Origin of the sequence: Acidovorax sp. HDW3 (genome assembly GCF_011303755.1) — a bacterium.
Taxonomy (GTDB): domain Bacteria; phylum Pseudomonadota; class Gammaproteobacteria; order Burkholderiales; family Burkholderiaceae_C; genus Paenacidovorax.
Genome location: NZ_CP049885.1, coordinates 124,008 through 145,000, shown reverse-complemented (window position 1 = coordinate 145,000; position 20,993 = coordinate 124,008). Strand labels below are relative to the sequence as shown.

The 20,993-nt window shown below is 66.1% G+C and carries 20 protein-coding genes (1 of these 20 only partly in view); 2 read left to right on the top strand and 18 right to left on the bottom strand.

The genetic code is table 11. The features are described 5' to 3' along the window. The 14 genes from gshB to G7045_RS00565 form a co-directional block, all read right to left on the bottom strand. A protein-coding gene (gene gshB, locus G7045_RS00630) for a glutathione synthase (protein ID WP_166155871.1) crosses the window boundary here: on the bottom strand, window positions 1–25 show its beginning. The gene continues 926 nt to the left of window position 1, outside the view; the window shows 25 of its 951 coding nt (coding positions 1–25); its start codon is at window positions 23–25; its stop codon lies beyond the left edge, outside the window. Window positions 26–27: 2 nt separating this feature from the next. Next, entirely contained in the window at window positions 28–1,212 is a 1,185-nt protein-coding gene (locus G7045_RS00625) for a benzoate/H(+) symporter BenE family transporter (protein WP_166155868.1), read from the bottom strand. A gap of 67 nt (window positions 1,213–1,279) precedes the next feature. Then, complete coding sequence (locus tag G7045_RS00620; RefSeq protein WP_166155866.1) at window positions 1,280–3,148, bottom strand: potassium transporter Kup; 1,869 nt, start codon at window positions 3,146–3,148, stop codon at window positions 1,280–1,282. Between the two features lie 130 nt (window positions 3,149–3,278). Further along, the gene (gene gshA, locus G7045_RS00615; protein ID WP_166155864.1) at window positions 3,279–4,574 is read right to left on the bottom strand and encodes a glutamate--cysteine ligase; all 1,296 of its coding nucleotides are present in this window, start codon (window positions 4,572–4,574) and stop codon (window positions 3,279–3,281) included. Between the two features lie 68 nt (window positions 4,575–4,642). Continuing rightward, on the bottom strand, window positions 4,643–6,109 hold the full coding sequence (locus G7045_RS00610) for a TrkH family potassium uptake protein (protein WP_166155862.1): 1,467 nt from the start codon (window positions 6,107–6,109) through the stop codon (window positions 4,643–4,645). A 6-nt stretch (window positions 6,110–6,115) separates the two neighbouring features. Further along, entirely contained in the window at window positions 6,116–7,582 is a 1,467-nt protein-coding gene (gene trkA / locus G7045_RS00605; protein WP_166155860.1) for a Trk system potassium transporter TrkA, read from the bottom strand. A gap of 59 nt (window positions 7,583–7,641) precedes the next feature. Further along, window positions 7,642–8,925 carry a glutamate-5-semialdehyde dehydrogenase gene (locus tag G7045_RS00600; protein ID WP_166155858.1) on the bottom strand — a complete coding sequence of 428 codons (1,284 nt, stop codon included), beginning with the start codon at window positions 8,923–8,925 and terminating at the stop codon, window positions 7,642–7,644. A 63-nt stretch (window positions 8,926–8,988) separates the two neighbouring features. Further along, on the bottom strand, window positions 8,989–10,038 hold the full coding sequence (gene holA, locus G7045_RS00595; RefSeq protein ID WP_166155856.1) for a DNA polymerase III subunit delta: 1,050 nt from the start codon (window positions 10,036–10,038) through the stop codon (window positions 8,989–8,991). Window positions 10,039–10,497: 459 nt separating this feature from the next. Continuing rightward, window positions 10,498–11,004: an LPS assembly lipoprotein LptE gene (gene lptE / locus G7045_RS00590; RefSeq protein WP_166155854.1), complete on the bottom strand. Its 507-nt coding sequence runs from the start codon at window positions 11,002–11,004 to the stop codon at window positions 10,498–10,500. Window positions 11,005–11,007: 3 nt separating this feature from the next. After that, window positions 11,008–13,722: a leucine--tRNA ligase gene (gene leuS, locus G7045_RS00585; protein WP_166155852.1), complete on the bottom strand. Its 2,715-nt coding sequence runs from the start codon at window positions 13,720–13,722 to the stop codon at window positions 11,008–11,010. Window positions 13,723–13,808: 86 nt separating this feature from the next. Then, window positions 13,809–14,240 carry a biopolymer transporter ExbD gene (locus G7045_RS00580; protein WP_166155850.1) on the bottom strand — a complete coding sequence of 144 codons (432 nt, stop codon included), beginning with the start codon at window positions 14,238–14,240 and terminating at the stop codon, window positions 13,809–13,811. A gap of 6 nt (window positions 14,241–14,246) precedes the next feature. Further along, window positions 14,247–14,894, bottom strand: coding sequence for a MotA/TolQ/ExbB proton channel family protein (locus tag G7045_RS00575; RefSeq protein WP_166155848.1), 648 nt, complete (start codon window positions 14,892–14,894; stop codon window positions 14,247–14,249). Window positions 14,895–14,908: 14 nt separating this feature from the next. Continuing rightward, on the bottom strand, window positions 14,909–15,730 hold the full coding sequence (gene dapB / locus G7045_RS00570; protein ID WP_166155846.1) for a 4-hydroxy-tetrahydrodipicolinate reductase: 822 nt from the start codon (window positions 15,728–15,730) through the stop codon (window positions 14,909–14,911). Between the two features lie 25 nt (window positions 15,731–15,755). Next, entirely contained in the window at window positions 15,756–16,307 is a 552-nt protein-coding gene (locus G7045_RS00565; RefSeq protein ID WP_166155844.1) for an outer membrane protein assembly factor BamE, read from the bottom strand. 81 nt (window positions 16,308–16,388) lie between these two features. Between G7045_RS00565 and fur the strand changes: the two genes are divergently transcribed. Then, window positions 16,389–16,805: a ferric iron uptake transcriptional regulator gene (gene fur / locus G7045_RS00560; protein WP_166155842.1), complete on the top strand. Its 417-nt coding sequence runs from the start codon at window positions 16,389–16,391 to the stop codon at window positions 16,803–16,805. Between the two features lie 4 nt (window positions 16,806–16,809). On the opposite strand, the gene hprK is transcribed toward fur, so the two are convergent. From hprK to hpf, 3 genes are all read right to left on the bottom strand, one after another. Then, window positions 16,810–17,763, bottom strand: a complete 954-nt coding sequence (gene hprK / locus G7045_RS00555; RefSeq protein WP_166155840.1) for an HPr(Ser) kinase/phosphatase — start codon at window positions 17,761–17,763, stop codon at window positions 16,810–16,812. Window positions 17,764–17,786: 23 nt separating this feature from the next. Further along, window positions 17,787–18,254, bottom strand: coding sequence for a PTS sugar transporter subunit IIA (locus G7045_RS00550; protein WP_166155838.1), 468 nt, complete (start codon window positions 18,252–18,254; stop codon window positions 17,787–17,789). Window positions 18,255–18,462: 208 nt separating this feature from the next. Beyond that, entirely contained in the window at window positions 18,463–18,795 is a 333-nt protein-coding gene (hpf, locus tag G7045_RS00545; RefSeq protein WP_166155836.1) for a ribosome hibernation-promoting factor, HPF/YfiA family, read from the bottom strand. 237 nt (window positions 18,796–19,032) lie between these two features. On the opposite strand from hpf, the gene G7045_RS00540 reads away from it, so the two are divergent. Continuing rightward, window positions 19,033–19,950 carry a phosphoribosylaminoimidazolesuccinocarboxamide synthase gene (locus tag G7045_RS00540; protein ID WP_166155834.1) on the top strand — a complete coding sequence of 306 codons (918 nt, stop codon included), beginning with the start codon at window positions 19,033–19,035 and terminating at the stop codon, window positions 19,948–19,950. A gap of 49 nt (window positions 19,951–19,999) precedes the next feature. Here G7045_RS00540 and trxA read toward each other — a convergent pair whose 3' ends face one another. After that, window positions 20,000–20,896, bottom strand: coding sequence for a thioredoxin (trxA, locus tag G7045_RS00535; RefSeq protein WP_166155831.1), 897 nt, complete (start codon window positions 20,894–20,896; stop codon window positions 20,000–20,002). Window positions 20,897–20,993: the final 97 nt, after the last annotated feature.

Below are 20,993 nucleotides of genomic sequence, written 5' to 3'. Positions count from 1 at the left end.
GGTCGGCAACAAAAAGCAGTTTCATGGTCAGGAAGAAGAACGGTTGCGCCCGTACTGTTGCACAAACAAAGCCACGCTGCCGGCGACCACGCCCCAGAAGGCCGAGCCTATGCCGGCAATCACGACGCCGCTCAAGGTGACCAAAAAGGTGATGAGCGCCGCCTCGCGGTGCGCTTCGTGCGCCAGCGCCGTCGCCAGGCCATTGGCGATGGCGCCCAGCAGCGCCAGCCCGGCAATTGCCACCACCAGCTCGCGCGGGAAGGCGGTGAGCAGTCCGGTAATCAAAGCGCCAAACAGACCGATGACGATATAGATCAGCCCACAAGAAGCCGCTGCCGTGTAACGCTTGCTGCGGTCCTCGTGCGCCTCCGGCCCCATGCAGATGGCCGCCGTGATGGCGCTGAAGTTGAGCGCAAAAGCGCCAAAAGGCGCCAGCAGCAGCGTGGCCAGCCCCGTCATGGTCAGTAGGCGCGAGACTGGCAACGGGTAGCCGGTGGCGCGCATCACCGCCACACCCGGCAGGTTTTGCGACGCCATGGTGACGACGAACAGCGGCAGCGCCAGGCTGACGAAGGCCGAAAAGCTCCACACCGGCGCCGTGAACACGGGCCGCGCCCATTCCAGTTGCAACGCACCGCTGCGCAACTGCCCGCTGGCGAGCACATAGACCACGCCCACGGCCAGGGTGGCGACGACCGCATAACGTGGCCAACGCCGCCGTGCCAGCAGGTAGGCCACCAGCATCAGCACCACCAGCGGCAGGGCGCTGTGCGCGGCAGCAAAGGCGTCGATGCCAAAACGCGCCAGCACCCCGGCGAGCAGGGCGGCGGCGATTTCCATCGGAATGCGGTTCATGACACGCTCGAACCAGCCCGTGGCCCCAGCCAGGGTGATGAGCGCAGCGCAAGCCATGAACGCACCCACCGCCTCGCCCATGGAAAAGCCCCCGGCCAGCCCCGCCGTCGCCAGCACGGCCGCACCCGGCGTGGACCAGGCCACCATGACCGGCTGGCGCAACCACAGCGAGGGCAGCAAGGTACACAGCCCCATGCCCAGGCCCAGCGCCCAAATCCAGGAGGTGAGCTGCGCCGGCGTCGCGCCAAACGCCTGCGCTGCCTGAAAGACGATGGCCACCGAGCTGGTAAAGCCCACCAGCACGGCGACAAAGCCCGCAGTAAAGGCCGAGAGGCTCAGGTCCTGGAAAAAGCGCATGGTTTGATTGCTATTATTTTGATAGCTGCTAGCGCTTGCTCCATAAGCGCTAGCAGCCTAAAACATCCTAAATTTCCACCTTCGAGCCCAGCTCGACCACGGCATTGCTGGGCAAATTCATGAACTCCGCCGCCGTGCTCGCGCTGTGGTGCATCTGCGCAAACAGCTTTTCGCGCCACAGCGACATGCCGGTGCCCAGGGTCGGGGTGACGATGTCGCGCGAGAGGAAGTAGCTCGTCGTCATCGGGCTCAGGTCTATGCCCCGGCCTTCGAGCAGTGCCAGCGCACGCGGCAGGTCGTAATCGTTCTTGAAGCCGTAGTTCACGCTCACACGCCAGCAATCGCTGCCCAGGGCCTCCACTTCGAGGCGTTTTTCCATGCCGACCCAAGGCACCTCGTGGCTGTGCACGGTGACGAACAGGTTCTGTGCGTGCAGCACTTTGTTGTGTTTGAGGTTGTGCAGCAAGGCATTGGGCACCATGCCCTCCTTGGAGGTCAAAAACACCGCCGTGCCCGCCACCCGCGTCGGCGGCGAGAGAAAGAGCGAGGCCAAAAAGTCCTTGAGATCGAGCGCCGTCTCCTGCAGCGCCTGCGCCAGCAGGGCGCGGCCATCGCGCCAGGTCACCATCAACAGGAACACCGCGCCGGCAATCACCAGCGGGAACCAACCGCCATGCACCAGCTTGAGCAGGTTGGACGACCAAAACAGAATGTCCACCGTGAAAAACACCCCCGTGGCCAAGAGGCACAGCAGCAGCGGCAGCTTCCAGGCGTAGCGCACGACGAAAAAGGTCAGCACCGTGGTGATGAGCATGTCGGTGGTCACGGCAATGCCGTAGGCCGCCGCCAGGTTGCCCGAACTGCGAAACATGCCCACCGCCAGAACGATGAGCACGAACAGTCCCCAATTGACGAAGGGCATGTAAATCTGCCCCTTGTCGTGCACGCTGGTGTGCTGGATTTGCAAGCGCGGTAAAAAGCCCAGCTGAATGACCTGTTTGGTGACGCTAAACGCCCCGGAGATCAGCGCCTGCGAGGCGATCACCGCCGCCGCCGTGGCCAACCCCACCAGCGGCAGCGTGGCCCATTCGGGTGCCAGGTTGAAGAATGGGTTTTTCACCGCCTCGGGCTCGGCCAGCAAGAGCGCGCCCTGGCCAAAGTAGTTGAGCACCAGCGCCGGCATGGCAATCGAGAACCAGGCCAGGCGGATGGGACGTTTGCCAAAATGCCCCATGTCGGCGTACAGCGCCTCGCCCCCGGTCACGCACAGCACCACCGCGCCCAAAATAATGAAGGTGATCGCCGGGTTGTGCATACCAAAGCGCCAGGCAAAGTGCGGCGAGATGGCCCACAAAATCTCCGGGTGCTGAGCAATGTGCAGCACCCCCAGCAAAGCGATGGTGACAAACCACAGCATCATCACCGGGCCAAAGAATTTGCCAATGCCCGCCGTGCCCTTTTTCTGCACAAAAAACAGCGCAAACAGCACCAGCAGGGTCAGCGGGATGACGTATTTCTTCATCTCCGGCGACACCACCTCCAGCCCCTCCATGGCGCCGAGCACCGTAATGGCCGGTGTGATGACGCCATCGCCATAGAACAAGCAGGTGCCGAAGATGCCCACCAGCAGCATCCAGTGGCGCAGCGCGGGGCGGTCAGCAACCGCGCGCGAGGCCAGGGTCAGCATGGCGACAAGGCCACCCTCGCCGTTGTTGTCGGCGCGCAGCACCAGCACCACGTACTTGAGCGAGACGATGAGTGTGAGCGTCCAAAAAATCAGCGACAGCACACCATAAACATTGTCGTGCGTGAACTGCACATGGCCGGTGGCAAACACCTCTTTGACGGTGTAAAGCACACTGGTGCCGATATCGCCAAAGACGACGCCAATAGCGCCCAGGGTCAGCGTCGGCAGCGACGATTTGGAGTTTTGCACAAACACCCTCCGGCCAAGGGCCGGGGCTCGGTAAAAAAGGGAGGGCTATTGTGCGCCTGCGCCAAGGCCAAACAAGCGTGCTCGCAGCTTCGCTGGTGCAGTTGTTGCGGCACTGCTACGGGGTCAGCGGTCAGTCATAAACTTCGGCGTCGGGGTCGGTGGCTTCCAACTCGTAGCTCGCCGCCAGCATCGCCAGGCGCGCCACCACGCCATACATATAGAAGCGGTTGGGCGCGCTCGCCCCGGGGCGCACGCCCGGCTGGGGCAATTGACCACCCTGGGCAAAGGCCAGCGGCACGAAGGCGGCGCCCGGGGCATTGAGGTTGTCCTCGTCGCCGCGCTCGGCGTGCACGCGGTAGAAGCCGCCGACGACGTAGCGGTCCATCATGTACACCACCGGCTCGGCCACGGCCTCGTGCATACGCTCTTGCGTGCGCACGCCCTCTTGCAAGATCAGCTCGTGCACCGCCTGGCCATCTTTGATGACGGCCATCTTGTTGCGCGTCTTGCGGTTCAGGCCCTCGATCTCCTTGGCGTCGTGCACCACCATGATGCCCATGCCGTAGGTGCCGTTGTCGGCCTTGACGACGACGTAGGGCTTCTCGTTGATGCCGTACTCCTTGTACTTGCGCCGAATTTTGCTCAGCAGCGCATCGACCTGCGCCTGCAGGCCGTCGAGCCCCTCGCCGCTGGCGAAATCGACCGCACCGCAATGCGCAAACAGCGGGTTGATGAGCCAGGGGTCTATGCCCAGCAGCTTGCCAAAGCGCTTGGCCACCTCCTCGTAGCTCTTGAAGTGGCGGCTCTTGCGGCGCACGCTCCAGCCCGCGTGCAGCGGCGGCAGCACGTACTGCTCGTACAGCTCTTCCAGAATGCCGGGCGCGCCCGCCGACAGGTCGTTGTTGAGCAAGATGGTGCAGGGGTCAAAATCCTTGAGCCCCAGGCGGCGCTTGCTGCGCAGCGCCGGCTCGATGGTGATTTCATCGCCCCCGGGCAGGGCAATGCGCTGGGGCTTTTTCAGCTCCGCGCTGATGGAGCCAAAGCGCACATGCAACCCGGCCATGGTGAAGATGCGCGCCAATTGCGCCAGGTTGGCCAGGTAGAAGGTGTTGCGCGTGTGGTTCTCGGGCACGATGAGCAGGTTGCGCGCCTCGGGGCAGATTTTTTCGATCGCCGCCATCGCCGCCTGCACTGCCAGCGGCAGCATCTCGGGCGTGAGGTTGTTCCAGCCACCGGGGAACAGGTTGGTATCGACTGGCGCGAGCTTGAAGCCGGCGTTGCGGATATCGACCGAGGTGTAGAACGGCGGCGTGTGCTCCATCCACTCCAGCCGGAACCAGCGCTCGATGGCGGGCATGGAGTCCAGCACACGCTGCTCCAGCTCGTTGATGGGGCCGGTGAGTGCAGTAACGAGGTGGGGAACCATAAAAGCCCTGAAAGAGAGTCAAGATACCGATTGTAGGGATGCCCCCTACCCCGCTTGGACGAAAAGACTCAGCGCCGCCAAAAAGCCGGCGTCAGCATCGCCATAAAGCTCAAAATCTCCAGCCGCCCGAGCAACATGCCCAAGGTGCAGACCCAGATTTGAAAGTCGGTCAGCACGGCGTAGTTCGAGCTCGGGCCGACCGCCCCCAGCCCCGGCCCGGTGCAGTGCACGCTCGCCAGCACGGCGGAAAACGCCGTCAACGGATCGAGATCGGTCAGCATCAGCACCATGCTGAGCACGATCACGGTCGCGCCATACACCAGCATGAAGGCCAGCACCGAGAAAATCACCCGGCTGTCTATCACCCGCCCGCCCAGCAGCACCGGCTGCACGGCGCGCGGGTGCACCAAGCGGGTGAGCTCGCGCCGCGCCTGCTTGAGCAAGATCAGCATCCGCACCATCTTGATGCCGCCGCCGGTCGAGCCCGCGCTGGTGGCCACGCCCGACAAAAGCAGCATGAACACCGGCGCAAACACCGGCCAGGCCAGATAGTCCTGCGTGGCGTAGCCGGTGGTGGTGGCCACCGAGACGACGTGGAACATGCCGTGGCGCAGCGCCTGCAGCGGCGGGTACTCGCCCTTGGCCCACAGCAGCAGTGCCACCAACAGGCCGCCGCCCACCAGCGCCAGCAAGGTGGCACGCACCTCCGGGTCGCGCCCAATGCCGCGCCAGTGGCCTTTGCGCAGGGCGACAAAATAGAGCGCAAAGTTGCAGCTCGCCAGCAGCATGAAAAACACCGCCACCGCCTCCAGCAAGGGCGAATCAAAGTAGGCAAAGCTCGCATCGTGCGAGGACAACCCGCCCAGGCTGATGGTGGTGAACATGTGCATCAAGGCATCGAGCCAGCCCATGCCGGCGGCCCAAAAAGCGCCAAAACACAGCACCGAAAACGCCGCGTACACGCCCCACAGGCCCTTGGCGGTTTCGGTCACGCGCGGCGTCAGCTTGGTGTCTTTGACCGGGCCAGCAGCCTCGGCCTTGAACAGCTGGCTGCCGCCCACACCCAAGAGCGGCAGCACGGCCACGGCCAAAATCAAAATCCCCATGCCGCCAAGCCACTGCAAAAACGTACGCCAGAAGTTGACCGAGGCCGGCAGCGCGTCGAGCCCCGAGAGCACCGTCGAGCCCGTGGTCGTCAGGCCCGAGACGGCCTCGAAGTAGGCGTGCGTGAACGTCACCGGCCGCCCCACATGGTCAAGCGCCAGCCACAGCGGCAGGCTGGCCGACAGCGGCAGCAGCAGCCACACCAGCGTCACCAAAATCACGCCGTGGCGCGGCTGCAGCTCCTGGCGCTGGTGGCGCAGCCCCCACCACAGCGCGCCGCCGGCGCTGAGCGTGACCAGCGCCGCCAGCGGGTACACCGGCCACACGCTCTCGCCCAGGCCCCAGGACAAGAACCCCGGCAGCGCCAGCGACAGCGCAAACATGCAGGTAAGCACCCCCAGCACGCGCAGAACAGGAAAAAGATCGCGCATGGTGGTTTAGAAAAACATGGCGCTGACGCGAAAGAGCTTTTCCACCTCGCGCACCAGGCGCTTGTGCGGCAGGAAAAACACCACATGGTCTCCGCTTTCGAGCACGGTGTGGCTGCGCGGGATGATGACCTCGGGCTCGGGCGCCGGCGCCGCCGGGTCGGCAGCGGCGCTCGCCTGCAAATCGGGCAGGCCGCGCACAATCAGGCCCATGTGCACCTGCGGCGGCAGCGGCAAATCCTCCACCCGGCGGCCGACCACGCGCGAGCTTTTGCGCTCGCCGCGCACCACGATCTCCAGCGCCTCGGCCACGCCCCGGCGCAGGCTGTGCACCGCTTGCACGTCGCCACGCCGGGTGTAGGCCAGCAGCTCGCCGAGCATGGCCTGCGCCGGCGTGAGCGCAATGTCGATCTGCGTGCCGTGCATCAGCTCGGCGTAGGCGTGGCGGTGAATGAGCGCGAGCACGCGGCGCACGCCCATGCGCTTGGCCAGCAGACTGGCCATGATGTTGTTCTCGTCGTCGTCGGTCAGGGCGAGGAAGAAGTCCACCTCCTCCACCCCCTCCTCGGCCAGCAAATCCTCGTCGGCCAGCTCGCCTTGCAGCACCAACACCTCCTCGGGCAGGCTGGCGGCCAAGGCGGTGCAGCGCTGGGCGTCGGGCTCTATGAGCTTGATCTGAAAACGCCCCGTCTCCTGCGCCAGCTGGCGCGCCAGGCGCTCGGCCACCACGGAGCCGCCCGCGAGCATGAGGCGGCGCACCGGGCGCGCGGCCAGCCCCGGGCGCAGGCGCAGCGCCGCCAGCACCTGCGGCACGCACTCGGTGGCGGCCAGGGCAAAGACCTCGTCGCCGGGCTCGATGCAGGTGGCACCGTCGCAGGGCACGAAGCGGTCGGGCTCGTCGGCAAAGCGGCGGTAGATGGCGACGATGCGCACCCCCACCTCGGGCATGTCCTGGCGCAGGCGCCGAATCTCCTGGCCCACGGCGGGTGCACCGGCGCGCGCGCGCGTCGAGATCAAACAAGCGCGCCCGCCCGCAAACTCGCGCACCTGCAGCGCGCCGGGGTACTGCACCAGCTTGGCGATGTAGCGCACCAGCGAATCCTCGGGGCACAGGATGTGATCGACGGCAAAACCTTCGCGCGAGAGCAGCGCGCTGCCGTCAGCAAAGCCACCGCTGCGCACGCGCGCAATGCACTGCGGCACGGCAAACAGCATCTGCGCCACTTTGCAACACACCAGGTTGGTTTCATCCTGCGCGGCGCAGGCGATGAGCAAGTCGGTGTCGCGCGCACCGGCCTCGGCCAGCACCGCCGGCTCAATACCGCTGCCGACCACGCCGCGCAGGTCGTGGCGCGCTTCGAGCTCGCGCAGGCGCTCGGCGTCGGTGTCGATGACGGTGATGTCGTTGTGCTCGGACACCAGGCTGGCCGCCGCGCTCTGGCCCACGCGACCGGCACCGAGGATGATGATTTTCATGAAGAAATACCGCCCTAGCCCAATAAAATCAAGCGCTACTAGCTATCAAATAGATAGCATCACCCGCCCCGCACCTCGCCCTCACCCAGCACCACGTACTTGAGCGAGGTCAGGCCCTCGATGCCCACCGGCCCCCGGGCGTGGAATTTGTCGGTGCTGATGCCGATCTCGGCGCCCAGGCCGTACTCGAAGCCATCGGCAAAGCGCGTGCTGGTGTTGACCATGACGCTGCTGGAATCGACCTCGCGCAAAAAACGCTGCGCGTGGCGGTGGTCGGTGGTGAGAATGGCCTCGGTGTGGCCGCTGCTGTAGCGGTTGATGTGCGCAATCGCCTCATCGAGCCCCTCCACGACCTTGACGCTGAGGATGGGCGCGAGGTACTCGGTGCTCCAGTCGGCCTCGGTGGCGCTCACCACGTCCGCGCCCGGCACGCTGCGCAGCAGCGCCAGGGCCTCGGGGCAGGCACGCATCTGCACACCCTTGGCGGCAAACACCGCCCCCATGCGCGGCAAAAACTCGGCTGCCACGGCGCGCGCCACCAGCAGGCTCTCGGTGGCGTTGCAGGGGCTGTATTTTTGCGTCTTGGCGTTGTCCACCACCTTGAGCGCCTGGGCGATGTCGCAGGGCGCATCGACGTAGCTGTGGCAGTTGCCGTCCAGGTGCTTGATGACGGGCACCTTGGCCTCGGCGGCGATGCGCTCGATCAGCCCCCGGCCACCGCGCGGGATGATGACGTCCACGTACTGCGGCATGGCGATCAGGTGGCCCACCGCTGCGCGGTCGGTGGTTTGCACCAGTTGCACGCCGTGCGCGGGCAGACCGGCGCTTTGCAGCGCCTGCACCACCAGCAGCGCCAGCGCCTTGTTCGACTCGATCGCCTCGGAGCCGCCGCGCAGGATGCAGGCGTTGCCGCTCTTGATCGACAGGCTGGCGGCCTCGATGGTGACGTTGGGCCGGCTCTCGAAAATCATGCCGAAGACGCCAATCGGCACGCGCATCTGCCCCACGCGGATGCCGCTGGGCTGCTGCTGCAGGCCGATGATCTCGCCAATCACGTCCGGCATGGCGGCAAGCTGCTCGCAGCCCTGGGCGCAGGTCTCCAGCACGGCGGGCGTGAGCTTCAGGCGGTCGAGCATGGGGCCGTCGAGCCCGGCGACGCGCGCGCGCTCCAGGTCTTGCGCGTTCGCCGCCTGCAACGGCGCCAACTCCTGGCGCAAAAGCGCGGCCAAGGCCAGGAGTGCTTTGTTTTTGATAGCAGCTGGCGCGCGCGCCATCAGGGCCGAAGCCGTTTTTGCCTGCTGGCCGAGCTGCTGCATGGAAAGGGCGATGTCAGGGGCGTTCATGGCGCGGATTGTGGCCCAGTTCCGCCCCCGGGCGCAGAACCTGTGGCCGCGCTCAAGTCGCGCTCAGGCGGCGCAGACGCGCGCCAGCTGCAGCGCCAGGCGCGAGAGCGCCTGCCAGCCGTCTTGCGGCCAGTCGGGCACTTTCAGGCCCTTGACGATGCCGTCCACCAGGTGCGCCGACTGCAGCAGGCGCGCCGCCTGGGCGTCTTGCAGGCGCGGCAGCACGCGCTCGAACAGGCGCTCCTTGGCGCCCCAGATGCGGTTCTCGCGCAGCGCCAGGGGCAGGGGTTTGCCGGCGTTGATGGCGTCTTTCACGCGCTTCAAGGCGCGGATGTCCTCGGCCAGCGCCCAGTGCACCAGCACCTCGGCCTCGCCCTCGGCCTGCAGGCCGTCGAGCATCCGCTGCGCGCGCAACACCTGGCCGGCGAGCACGGCCTCGCTGAGCTTGAAGACGTCGTAGCGCGCCACATTGAGCACCGCCGCCTCGACCTGCGCCGGCGCGAGCTCGCCCTGCGGGTAGAGCAGCGCCAGCTTCTGGATTTCCTGGTGCGCCGCCAGCAGGTTGCCTTCGACGCGGTCGGCAAAGAACTGCAGCGTGCGCTGGCCTTCCTCGCCCGCCGCCACGCGCTGGCCCTGCGCCGCCAGGCGCTGCGCGATCCAGGCGGGCAACATGCCGCGCTCGACCGGGTCGATCTGCACCGCCACGCCCGCGCCTTCGAGCGCCGTGAACCAGGCGCTGCTCTTGGCTGCCTTGTCCAGGCGCGGCAGCAGCACCAGGGTCAGGGTGCTGTCGTTGCCCCGCGCGGCCTGCGCCAGCTGCTGCAGGGCAGGAATGCCGTCCTTGCCGGGCTTGCCCGAGGGTAGGCGAATCTCGACGATCTGGCGCTCGGCAAACAGGCTCAGCGAGCCGCCGGCAGCGAGCACCGCACTCCAGTCGAAATGCGCGCCGGCGACGGTGAAGCTGCTGCGCTCGCTGTAGCCCTGGGCGCGCGCGGCGGCGCGGATGGCGTCCAGCGCCTCCTGCTGCAGCAGCGCCTCATCGCCGTGCAGCACGTACAGCGGCTGCAGGCCCTTGCCCAGATGGGCGCCGAGCTGGTTCAGTGCGATGTGCATATAAATTGCCTTATTGGGCACTGGCTGCAGGGCATCTGCGCCGGACTCCCTCCCCCCTTGGGGGAGGGTGGGGGCCAGCGGCATAGGTGCACCGCAACCGCCTGCCATGTGCCAGCAGCCCCATCCCAGCCTTCCCCCAAAGGGGCTTATGTATGCACACATCTTTTTTGATAGCGCACAACGCTTGTTTGGCGCTGGTTTGCACTCCCTCTCCCCTTGCGGGAGAGGGTTGGGGAGAGGGGTGAATAGGCAAGGTGCTGCCAGCGCCCCCTCTCCCCCAGCCCCGCGAGGGGGGGAGGGGAGCAAAAACCGCCCTTTGACCAGGCGGATGGGAGCCGTCAAAAGATGTGTGCATACACAAGCCCAAAGGGGGAAGGAGTCTGAGGCATATGCCTGCTGAAGAAAAATTCGCCTCTAGCGCTTACCAGGCAAGCGCAAGCAGCTATATTTTTCATAGCATCACCGCGCCATGCGGGCCGCTGCCAGGCGGCGCATGAGCTGCTGCACCAGGTCGGTCTGCATGTTGCGCATGAGCAGCGCCTCTTCCGCCTCCTTGGCCAGGGCCACGGTTTCGTTGTAGCTGACGTCGCGTGTTTGCAGCAGCTCGGTCGGGGCGATGATCTCGTCGCCCTGCGGGTCGCGCAGGCGAAAGCGGATGCGCAGGCGCAGTTGCAGCTCGCGCACCTGGCCGGCGCTGTTGAGGGCGACGACGGTGCGCTCTTGCTGCTCCGACAGCAGCTCGAACACCGCCTGCACCTGGTTCATCTCGGCGGCCTCGCGCGTCACGCGCAGGTTGCCGCCGCTGCCCTGCAGGGTGCGCGTGAGCTCGCGTGCCACGGGCGAGGCCGCCGGCGCCGCGATGTAGAGCGAACCAAAGGCAAACTGCGGCACGCCGCGCAGGCGAAAACCACAGGCGCCCAGGAGCGGCGCGCTGGCCAGGGCCAGGAGCAGGCTGCGCTTGTGCATGGCTTACAGCACCAGGTTGACCAGGCGGCCGGGCACGACGATGACCTTCTTGGGCTGGGCGCCGGGGGCGAACTTCTGGAAAGCCTCGCTGGCGATCGCCAGGCGCTCGATCTCGGCCTTGTCGGCGCTGGCCGGCACGTGGATGGAGCCGCGCAGCTTGCCGCCCACTTGCAGCATGAGCTCGATCTCGTCTTGCACCAGCGCCGCCGGATCGACCTGCGGCCAGGGGGCGTCGAGCAGCTCGCCCAGGTGCGTGGCGTAGCCCAATGCGCTCCAGAGCGCGTGTGCGATGTGCGGCGTCGCCGGGTAGAGCACGCGCAGCAAAATGCCCAGGCCCTCGACCTGCGCCACGGCGGCGCCTGCGCCCTCTTGCGCCTTGAAGTCCTCCAGGGCGTTGAGCATCTTCATGGCCCCGGAAACCACGGTGTTGTACTGCATCCGCTGGTAGTCGTACTCCACCTGCTTGAGCACGCTGTGAATCTCGCGGCGCAGGGCCTGGGCCGGCTTGTCGAACTGCACGTCCTGCAGGCGGGCGCAGCCGGCCACGCTGGCGTTGGCTGCGTCTTTGTCCATGCCGCTCAAGCGGTGGGCGTAGTTCCAGACGCGGCGCAGGAAGCGGTAGCTGCCCTCCACGGCCGCGTCGTTCCACTCCAGCGTGGCCTCGGGTGGGGCGGTGAACATGGTGTACAGGCGCGCGGTGTCGGCGCCGTATTTCTCGATCAGCTGCTGCGGATCGACGCCGTTGTTCTTGGACTTGGACATGGTGCCCACGCCCTCGTAGTCGATGGCCGTGCCCACGGGGAGCAGGCCGTCGCCGCTTTCCGCCGGGTTTTTCAGCTGCGCGCCAACGATCTTGCCGGCGTCATCGAGCACATGCTCGACGTCGTGCGGCCAGAAATAGTCTTTCGCGCCCTTGGCCGTGCGGCGGCTGTAGATGTGGTTCAAGACCATGCCCTGCGTGAGCAGGCGCTTGAAGGGCTCGTCGGCCTGCAGCAGCCCCAGGTCGCGCATGACCTTGGTCCAGAAGCGCGCGTACAGCAGGTGCAGGATGGCGTGCTCGATGCCGCCGATGTACTGGTCCATGCCGCCATCACGCATCCAGTAGGCCGCGCCTTCGGCGACCATTTTTTCGCTGTTCTTGGGGTCGCAGTAGCGCAGGAAGTACCAGGACGAATCGACGAAGGTGTCCATGGTGTCGGTCTCGCGCCGCGCGGCTTTGCCGCAGCAGGGGCAGGTGACGCCGGCGTGAAACGCCTCGGATTTGACCAGCGGGTTGCCCGAGCCATCGGGCACCAGGTCTTGCGGCAGCACCACGGGCAGGTCTTTTTCCGGCACGGGCTGGGCACCGCAGTCGACGCAGTGGATGATGGGAATCGGCGTGCCCCAGTAACGCTGGCGCGAGATGCCCCAGTCGCGCAGGCGCCAGGTGGTTTTCTTCTCGCCCAGGCCCTGGGCTGCGAGCAGCGCGGCCACCTGGTCCACCGCCTGCGCGTGGGCCAGGCCGTCGAGCACGCCGGAGTTGACGCAGCGGGCGCGCTGCTTGTCGCCGTACCAGTCCTGCCAGGCCGCGCCAGAGAAGGTTTCGCCTTCCACGGCAATCACTTGCTCTATCGGCAACTGGTACTTGAGCGCAAAGGCAAAGTCGCGCTCGTCGTGCGCGGGCACGCCCATCACGGCGCCGTCGCCGTAGCCCATCAGCACGTAGTTGCCGACCCAGACTTCGACCTGTTTGCCCGTCAGCGGGTGGGTGACGAACAGGCCGGTGGCCATGCCCTCTTTTTCCTTCAGCGCCAGCTCGGCCTCGGTCGTGCCGCCCTTCTTGCATTCCTCGATGAAGGCGGCGAGCTTTTCATTGCTGGCTGCGGCGTGCAGCGCCAGCGGGTGCTCGGGCGCGACGGCGCAGAAAGTCACGCCCATGATGGTGTCGGCGCGCGTCGTGAAAACGTACATGCGGCCGTCCTGGATCAGCTTGCCGTCCGCACCCTGGATAGCGTGCGTGAAGGCAAAGCGCACGCCGCTGGATTTGCCAATCCAGTTCTCCTGCATCAGCCGCACCTTGTCGGGCCAGCCCGAGAGCGTCGCCTTGTCGCCACCGACCTGGACGTGGTCGAGCAGCTCCTGCGCGTAGTCGGTGATCTTCAGGTAGTAGCCGGGGATCTCGCGCTTTTCCACCAGCGCGCCAGTGCGCCAGCCGCGCCCGTCGATCACCTGCTCGTTGGCCAGCACGGTCTGGTCCACCGGGTCCCAGTTGACGACCTGGGTCTTGCGGTAGGCGATGCCTTTTTCCAGCATCTTCAGGAACAGCCACTGGTTCCACTTGTAGTAGCTGGGGTCGCAGGTAGCCACCTCGCGGCTCCAGTCGATGGCCAGGCCCATGGCCTGCATCTGGCCCTTCATGTAGGCGATGTTGTCGTAGGTCCACTGGGCGGGCGGCACCTTGTTCTTGAGCGCGGCGTTCTCGGCCGGCAGGCCGAAGGCGTCCCAGCCCATGGGCATGAGCACGTTGAACCCCTGCATGCGCAGCTGGCGCGTGAGCATGTCGTTGATGGTGTAGTTGCGCACGTGGCCCATGTGCAGCTTGCCGCTGGGGTAGGGCAGCATGGAGCAGGCGTAGAACTTCTTTTTGTTCTCGTCTTCGGTGACGCGGTAGGCGTCGGTGGCGTTCCAGTGGGCGTGCGCGGCGCGCTCGACGTCGAGGTGGTTGTATTTCTCTTGCATGGGAGCCCCAAAGGGAGGTGCGCGCAGGGCGCAGGAATCAGAACAGGCGATCAGGTATCGGCCCGCATTTTAGGCCGCAGGCAGCGTCACCCACCCGTTCGCGGGGCGGGCGGGGCCGCCACAAAGCCAATGCGCCCCAGGCCCGCCGCCTGCGCGGCGTCAATCACCTGCAGCACCTGGCCATAGGGCACGCGGGCGTCAGCGCGCAGCTGCACCTCGGCGCCGGGGCGCTCCAGGGCCAGCTGCGCCAGGCGCGGTGCCAGGGCCGCTGGCGCCAGCGCTTGCGCCTCAACGTAGAGCTGGCCATCGGCGTCGAGCACCACCGACACCGACGGCGTGGCCGCGCCCGGCTGCGCCGTCTGCGCCGGCGGCAGCTGCAGGCGGATGGAGTGCGCCAGCAAGGGCGCCGCCAGAATGAAGATGACCACCAGCACCAGCATCACGTCCACCAGCGGCGTGACGTTGATGTCGCTCATCGGCGGCGCGGCGCGGCGGTGCTCCAGGCGGCCGAAAGCCATGGCGGTTCAGCCCAGCAACAGGCTGCGCAGGTCGTGCGCCAGGCCTTCGAGCTCGGCCTCGATGCGCGCGCTGCTGCGCCCGCACCAGTTGTAGGCCAGCACCGCCGGAATGGCGACGGCCAGGCCGGCAGCGGTCATCACCAGGGCCTCGCCCACCGGGCCGGCAAGCTGCTCGATGCTGATCTGCCCCTGGCCGGCGAGCGCCGTCAAGGCGTGGTAGATGCCCCAGACGGTGCCCAGCAGGCCGACGAAGGGCGCCGTAGCGCCGACGGTGGCCAGCAGCACCTGGCCCCACTGCAGCCGCGCCAGCACCTGGTGCAGCGCCCCGCGCAGCACGCGGGTGAGCCGCTGTTCACGCCCTCCTTGGGCTCCAAGGCTTGCGGGGATTGCGTCAGTAGCTATCAAATTTGCAGCGTCGAGCAGGGGCTGGAGCAGCCCCAGGCGGTCAAACGCGGGCAGGCGCTGGCGTGCCTCAGCCAGTTGCGGCGCCTGCCAAAAGGCCGCCAGCGCACGCGGCAGCTCGCGCCCGGCGCGCAGCAAAAGGCGCAGCTGCACCAGGATGACGACCCAGCTGGCGACCGACATCGCCAGCAGCAGCGCTGCGGCCATTTGCGTCAGCAGGTCGCTGTGTTGCCACCAGTGCCAGGCTTGCATGGGGTGCGGCGCCGTCAGTGCAGGCCCAGGACGTCGAACATGTCGAACAGCCCCTGGCGCTGGCCGGCCAAAAAGCGCACGGCGCGCAGGCTGCCCTGGGCGTAGCCGGCGCGGCTCGATGATTTGTGCGAAATCTCGATGCGTTCGCCCGTGCCGGCAAACAGCACGGTGTGGTCGCCCACGATGTCACCGCCCCGGATGGTGGCAAAGCCGATGGAGGAGGGATCGCGCTCGCCGGTCACACCTTCGCGCGCGTACACGGCGCAGTCCTTGAGGTCACGCCCCATGGCCTGGGCGATGACCTCGCCCATTTTCAGCGCCGTACCCGAGGGCGCATCGACCTTGTGGCGGTGGTGCGCCTCGATGATCTCGATGTCGTAGCCGGTCGAGAGCGCCTGCGCCGCCATCTGCAGCAGCTTGAAGGTGACGTTCACGCCCACGCTCATGTTCGGGGCAAAAACGATGGCGGTTTTCTGCCCCCAGGCGGCCAGCTCGTCTTTTTGCTCCGGGCTGAAGCCGGTGGTACCGACCACGGCCTTGACGCCCAGCTCGGCGCAGACCGCCAGGTGCGCCAGCGTGCCCTCGGGGCGGGTGAAGTCGATGAGCACGTCGGCGCCGGCCAGGCCGGCGCGCAGGTCGGCGGTGATGGGCACGCCGCTGGCCACGCCCAGGAAGGCGGTGGCGTCCGAGCCGATGGCGGGGCTGGAGGCCAGATCGAGGGCGCCAGCCAGAATGCAGTCGTCGCTGGCGCGCACGGCTTCGATCAACATGCGGCCCATGCGGCCAGAAGCGCCAGCAACGGCGACGCGGATGGGGGAGGTGGTGGCAGCAGTCATGGCGTGCAAAGGCTAAAAAGGGGGCTTACTGGGCCGCATCGAGCGGCGGATAGTGGCGCGCGCCAGCGCTGTCGGCGGGTGCGGGCGCGGGCGCGTCCTCGGTATGCGCGGGCGCCGGGTAGCGCTCGAGCTGGGCCTCAGTGGCTTCGAGCTGCGGCACTTTGCGCCCGCTGGCGCGGCTGCCCAGGGTGGCGACGAATTCGGCCTCGGTCGGCATCTCGTCGCCCTCGGCGCGGCTGAACTGATCGCCGTCGAAGAACACCGTCAGGCGGCGCGTCTGCACCTGCTCGTCCTGTTTTTTCAGCGTAAAAACGTAATCCCAGCGGTTGGCGTGAAAGACGCTGGCCACCAGCGGCGTGCCCAGAATGTCGCGCACCTGCTGGCGGCTCATGCCCGGCTGCAGCGCCTGCACCTGCTCGCGCGAAACGAAATTGCCTTGCACCACGGTGGCACGGTAGGGCTTTAAGGTTTCCACCATCTCGCGCGTTGAAAAACTGGTGCTGCTGCAGGCGCTCACGGCGGCGCCAAAAAACACAATCAGCGCCGCATGGGCGCTGCTACGGGCGAAGGCAAGCATGGCTGTGGTGGTAAGGCTATGATCCGATCCATTGTAGCGGCTGGGTACCCGGCGCCTTTTACTGCACTCCAAAGCCTTGCCATGACGAATATCGACGAACTCAAAAGCACCGGCCTGAAGGCGACGCTGCCGCGCCTGAAGATCCTGGAAATTTTCCAAAAAGGCGCACAGCGCCACATGACGGCAGAAGACGTGTTCCGCGTCCTGCTTGAAGAGCGCTCGGACATCGGCCTGGCCACGGTGTACCGCGTGCTCACGCAGTTCGAGCAGGCTGGCATCTTGCTGCGCAGCAATTTTGAAAGCGGCAAGGCGGTGTACGAGCTCAACGAGGGCCAGCACCACGACCACTTCATCTGCACCGCCTGCGGCAAGGTGGAAGAGTTCTACGACCCCGAAATCGAAAAACGCCAGCAAGCCATTGCCAAAGCCAAGGGCTGGGTGGTGCACGACCACGCCATGGCGCTGTACGGCCAGTGCGCCGCCTGCGCCAAAAAATAGGCTTTTAGCCGCCGCCGCTTTCCATTGCCCGGCGGTGGCGTTCGACGAACTCCTGGTAGGTGTCGATGCCGCGCAGCTGCAAGATGGTGTTGCGCACTGCCGCCTCCACCAGCACGGCGATGTTGCGCCCGGCCACCACCTGGATCACGACCTTGAGCACCGGCACGCCCAGCACGTCCTGCGTCAACGGCTCGTAGGGCAGGCGCTCGTACTCGCGCTCGAGCGTCTCTTTGCGTACCAGGTGGACGATGAGTTTGAGGCGCATCCGCCGGCGCACGGCCGATTCGCCAAAGATGGCGCGGATGTCGAGCAGGCCGATGCCGCGCACTTCGAGCAGGTTTTGCAGCAGCTCGGGGCATTTGCCCTCGATGGTGTTTTGGTTGATGCGGTACAGATCGACCGCATCGTCGGCCACCAGGCCGTTGCCGCGCGAGATGAGTTCAAGCCCCAGCTCGCTCTTGCCCAGGCCCGATTCGCCGGTGATGAGCACGCCCAGCCCCAGAATGTCCATGAACACGCCGTGCATGGTGCTGCGGTCGGCAAAGTGCTTGGACAGGTAGGCGCGCAGCACGTCAATCACGAAGGCCGATGATTCCTGCGTAGCAAACAGCGGAATCTGCGCGCGCTCGCACATCGACACCAACTCGTCGGGCGCGTGCTGACCGTCGGCGAGCACCAGCGCCGGTGGCTCCAGGGTAACGATGCGGGCAATGCGGCGCTGGCGGTCTTCCGTCGTGGCGTTGCCCAAATAAGCAATTTCGCGCTCGCCAATGATCTGCACCCGGTAAGGGTGGATGTAGTTCAGGTGCCCTACCAGGTCGGAGCCTGAGCGCGCGCTGCGCACCGCCTCTTCGTCAAAACGGCGCTCGCTCGCCCCCAGGCCGGCGACCCACTGCCAGCGCAGGTCGCCGCGAAAGGTTTCAAACAGGACGTCGGCGCTGACGGCGTGGTGCTTCACTGTGCGGGCCGCTTCCTACAAGGTTAGGCGGTTTGGGTCGATTGCCAATCGGCAATCAAGCCGTGCAGCTCGCTCGCGTCCTGGCAGGCTTTGATGCGCTCGCGCAGCGGGCCATCGCTGAGCAGCTCGGCAATTTCAGAGAGGATTTCCAGGTGCTTTTGCGTTGCCGCCTCGGGCACGAGCAGAAAAATCAGCAGGCTCACGGGCTGCTCGTCGGGCGAGTCAAAGCCGATGGGCTGCTCCAGCTGGAACAGCGCGGCCATGGGCGACTTCAAGCCCTTGATGCGCCCGTGCGGAATGGCCACACCGTGGCCCAGGCCGGTCGAGCCCAGGCGTTCGCGCGCAAACAAGCTGTCGGTAATCAGGGCCCGCGAGAGGCCGTGCAGGCTCTCGAACAGCAGCCCTGCCTCCTCGAAGGCGCGCTTCTTACTGGTGGCTTCGACGCGCACGAGAACCTGGGCGGTTGGCAAGATGGAGGCAAGACGGTTCATAGTGGTGTCAGTCATTATGCAAGCGGGAGGTGGCGACGCGACCAATGCCCCACGCAGCCCTGGCACGGTGGCGTAACTCATTTAACTCTTTGTTGCGCCACGCAAAGAGTGTAATGCGATCACGCCAGCGGATAAACCCCTACGGGTTTTCTTCAGCCGCAAAAAAACCGCCCGACAGGGCGGCTCGAGCGTGCAGAGGGTGCACAGCTCAGGCGTAGGCGCGCTTGAGCGCCTCGGCCTGGTGGTCTTGCAGCTTGTTTTTGTGGCGCACGACGATGCGATCGAGCTTGTCCATCAGCTCATCGACGGCGGCGTACAGGTCAAAGTGCGCACTCTCTGCAAACAAGTCGCTGCCCTTGACGCGCACATTGCACTCGGCGCGCTGGCGTTTTTCTTTCTCCTTTTGTTTCTCTACCGATAACAGCACCTTCACGTCCACCACCTGATCGAAGTGGCGCGTGATGCGATCGAGCTTGGCCATGACGTATTCGCGCAGGGCGGGGGTGACTTCCAGGTGGTGACCGCTGATCGTCAAATTCATGAAAAAGCCTCCTGTGGCAAGCGATGGAACACGATGCCGCCGCCTGTGTGCAGCGACGCTTGCACTATGCGCTGCCCCGGGGGCAAAGGCAAACCGATACTGGCAAGGCGCACTGGGTTATGCAGCGGCAGATGTCACGGCGATGAAAGCCGGGCACAATCAGCGGGCTTTGGGGGCGGGCAGCCTAAAATCCGGGCCACGGCCTTGTGCCACTTGCTGCAACTTTGCGTCCCCACCATGACCCAGACCTCCTCCGCCCTGCACACCTCCGCCCTCACCTCGCTGCCGCTGCTCGCACGCGGCAAGGTGCGCGACAACTACGCCGTGGGCGAGGACCGCATCCTGATGGTCGCCAGCGACCGCCTCTCGGCCTTTGACGTCATCATGGGCGAACCCATCCCCGGCAAGGGCGCGCTGCTGACGCAAATGGCGCTTTTTTGGTTCGACAAGCTCGGCCACATCGTGCCCCACCACCTCACCGGCGACACGCCCGAGAGCGTGGTCAGCGCCGCCGAAGTGCCGCAGGTGCAGGGCCGCTCCATGCTGGTGCGCCGCTTGAAACCCATCATGGTCGAGGCCGTGGTGCGCGGCTACCTCGCCGGCAGCGGCTGGAAGGAATACCAGGCCACGCAATCGGTCTGCGGCGTGCCCCTGCCCGCTGGCCTGACCAACGCGGCCCAACTGCCCCAGCCCATTTACACCCCAGCGGCCAAGGCCGAAGCGGGCGAGCACGACGAGAACATCACGTTTGAGCGCACGGTCGAACTCATTGGCCCGGAGCTGGCGGCGCGCATCCGCGACATCTCCATCCGCCTGTACCAGGAGGCTGCCGCCATCGCCCTGACCAAGGGCATGATCATTGCCGACACCAAGTTTGAATTTGGCCTGACCGACGCCGGCGAGCTGGTGCTGATGGACGAGGTGCTCACGCCCGACAGCTCGCGCTACTGGCCCGTCGAGGGCTACGCCGACGCCCTGGCCCGGGGCGAGAACCCGCCGAGCTACGACAAGCAGTTCGTGCGCGACTGGCTGGAGCAGGCGCAGGTCAACGGCAAGCCCTGGGACAAAACCGCCCCCGCGCCGCGCCTGCCGCAAGCGGTGATCGACAAAACCGCCGCCAAGTACCGCGAGGCGCTGGAACGCCTGACGGCCTGAGCACCTGCATCGGCATGACAAAAAGGCCTCTTTCGAGGCCTTTGCATTTTCAACTGAGCACCACGCTCGACAAGCGCCGGCGGTAGGTCGCCACCACCGGGTCTTGCGGCGGGATCTGGCCCTCGGCCACCTTCACCGCCGGCGGCTCGATCAGCTCCAGGATGGCGATGTAGGTCTTGCGCGCCGCCTCTTCGTTCCAGGTCTTGTCGCGCATCAAAATCTCCAGCAACTCGTCCATGGCCTGCGTCCAGTGCTGCTGCGCCAGCAGGCAGCGGGCGCGGTCAAAACGGGCGGCAAAGTCGCGTTTATTGGTGGCAATTTGGGCCTCAAGCCCCGCCAGATCAGCGCCAGTAGCTACAAAATCAATAGCATCAAACCAGGTCTTGAGCGCCCCCAGGCGGCGGTCGGCGCCGGCCTTGGCGATCACGGGTGCAAAAGCCACCTTGGCGTCGTCCTCGCGGCCATGCTGCAGCAGCAGCTTGATGTAGTCAAAGCGCGCGGCGTCGTTCGCCGGGTCGGTCAGCACCGCCTGCTGCAGGCGTTCGAGCGCGCCATCGACATCGCCGGCGGCCAGCACCTGCTCGGCCTCGGCAGCGTCCTCTTGGGCCTCGAATTCCTCGGCACTGGGCAGGTGCTTGTCGAGGAAGGCGCGCACCTGGCCCTCGGGCAGCGCACCCATGAAGCCATCGACCGGCTGGCCGTTCATGAGCAGCACGCAAGTCGGAATACTGCGGATGCCGAACATGGCGGCAATCTGCTGCTCCTGGTCGGAGTCGATCTTCACCAGCTTGAAGCGCCCGGCGTAGGCCACCTCGAGCTTCTCCAGCACCGGGCCCAGCGTCTTGCACGGGCCGCACCAGGGGGCCCAGAAGTCCACCAGCACGGGCACTTGCATGGAAGCGGCGATCACCTCGGCTTCAAAATTTTCAACGGTCACATCGATCATGGGGGGCAATCCTCGTCACAGCGCGGCGCAGGGCACAGAAAAGTAAAATCGCGGGTTCCACTACCGGCAGCGGGCGCCGGCACCGGCGCACCACCCC

Excerpts from the sequence above, each read along its gene's own strand:
- hpf (WP_166155836.1), bottom strand. The coding sequence starts at position 18,795 with ATGAATTTGACGATCAGCGGTCACCACCTGGAAGTCACCCCCGCCCTG.
- G7045_RS00550 (WP_166155838.1), bottom strand. The coding sequence starts at position 18,254 with ATGAACCGTCTTGCCTCCATCTTGCCAACCGCCCAGGTTCTCGTGCGC.
- G7045_RS00540 (WP_166155834.1), top strand. The coding sequence starts at position 19,033 with ATGACCCAGACCTCCTCCGCCCTGCACACCTCCGCCCTCACCTCGCTG.
- G7045_RS00625 (WP_166155868.1), bottom strand. The coding sequence starts at position 1,212 with ATGCGCTTTTTCCAGGACCTGAGCCTCTCGGCCTTTACTGCGGGCTTT.
- G7045_RS00580 (WP_166155850.1), bottom strand. The coding sequence starts at position 14,240 with ATGGCTTTCGGCCGCCTGGAGCACCGCCGCGCCGCGCCGCCGATGAGC.
- G7045_RS00610 (WP_166155862.1), bottom strand. The coding sequence starts at position 6,109 with ATGCGCGATCTTTTTCCTGTTCTGCGCGTGCTGGGGGTGCTTACCTGC.
- dapB (WP_166155846.1), bottom strand. The coding sequence starts at position 15,730 with ATGACTGCTGCCACCACCTCCCCCATCCGCGTCGCCGTTGCTGGCGCT.
- leuS (WP_166155852.1), bottom strand. The coding sequence starts at position 13,722 with ATGCAAGAGAAATACAACCACCTCGACGTCGAGCGCGCCGCGCACGCC.
- trkA (WP_166155860.1), bottom strand. The coding sequence starts at position 7,582 with ATGAAAATCATCATCCTCGGTGCCGGTCGCGTGGGCCAGAGCGCGGCG.
- G7045_RS00600 (WP_166155858.1), bottom strand. The coding sequence starts at position 8,925 with ATGAACGCCCCTGACATCGCCCTTTCCATGCAGCAGCTCGGCCAGCAG.
- G7045_RS00565 (WP_166155844.1), bottom strand. The coding sequence starts at position 16,307 with ATGCTTGCCTTCGCCCGTAGCAGCGCCCATGCGGCGCTGATTGTGTTT.
- G7045_RS00575 (WP_166155848.1), bottom strand. The coding sequence starts at position 14,894 with ATGCAAGCCTGGCACTGGTGGCAACACAGCGACCTGCTGACGCAAATG.
- fur (WP_166155842.1), top strand. The coding sequence starts at position 16,389 with ATGACGAATATCGACGAACTCAAAAGCACCGGCCTGAAGGCGACGCTG.
- trxA (WP_166155831.1), bottom strand. The coding sequence starts at position 20,896 with ATGATCGATGTGACCGTTGAAAATTTTGAAGCCGAGGTGATCGCCGCT.
- holA (WP_166155856.1), bottom strand. The coding sequence starts at position 10,038 with ATGCACATCGCACTGAACCAGCTCGGCGCCCATCTGGGCAAGGGCCTG.
- lptE (WP_166155854.1), bottom strand. The coding sequence starts at position 11,004 with ATGCACAAGCGCAGCCTGCTCCTGGCCCTGGCCAGCGCGCCGCTCCTG.
- gshA (WP_166155864.1), bottom strand. The coding sequence starts at position 4,574 with ATGGTTCCCCACCTCGTTACTGCACTCACCGGCCCCATCAACGAGCTG.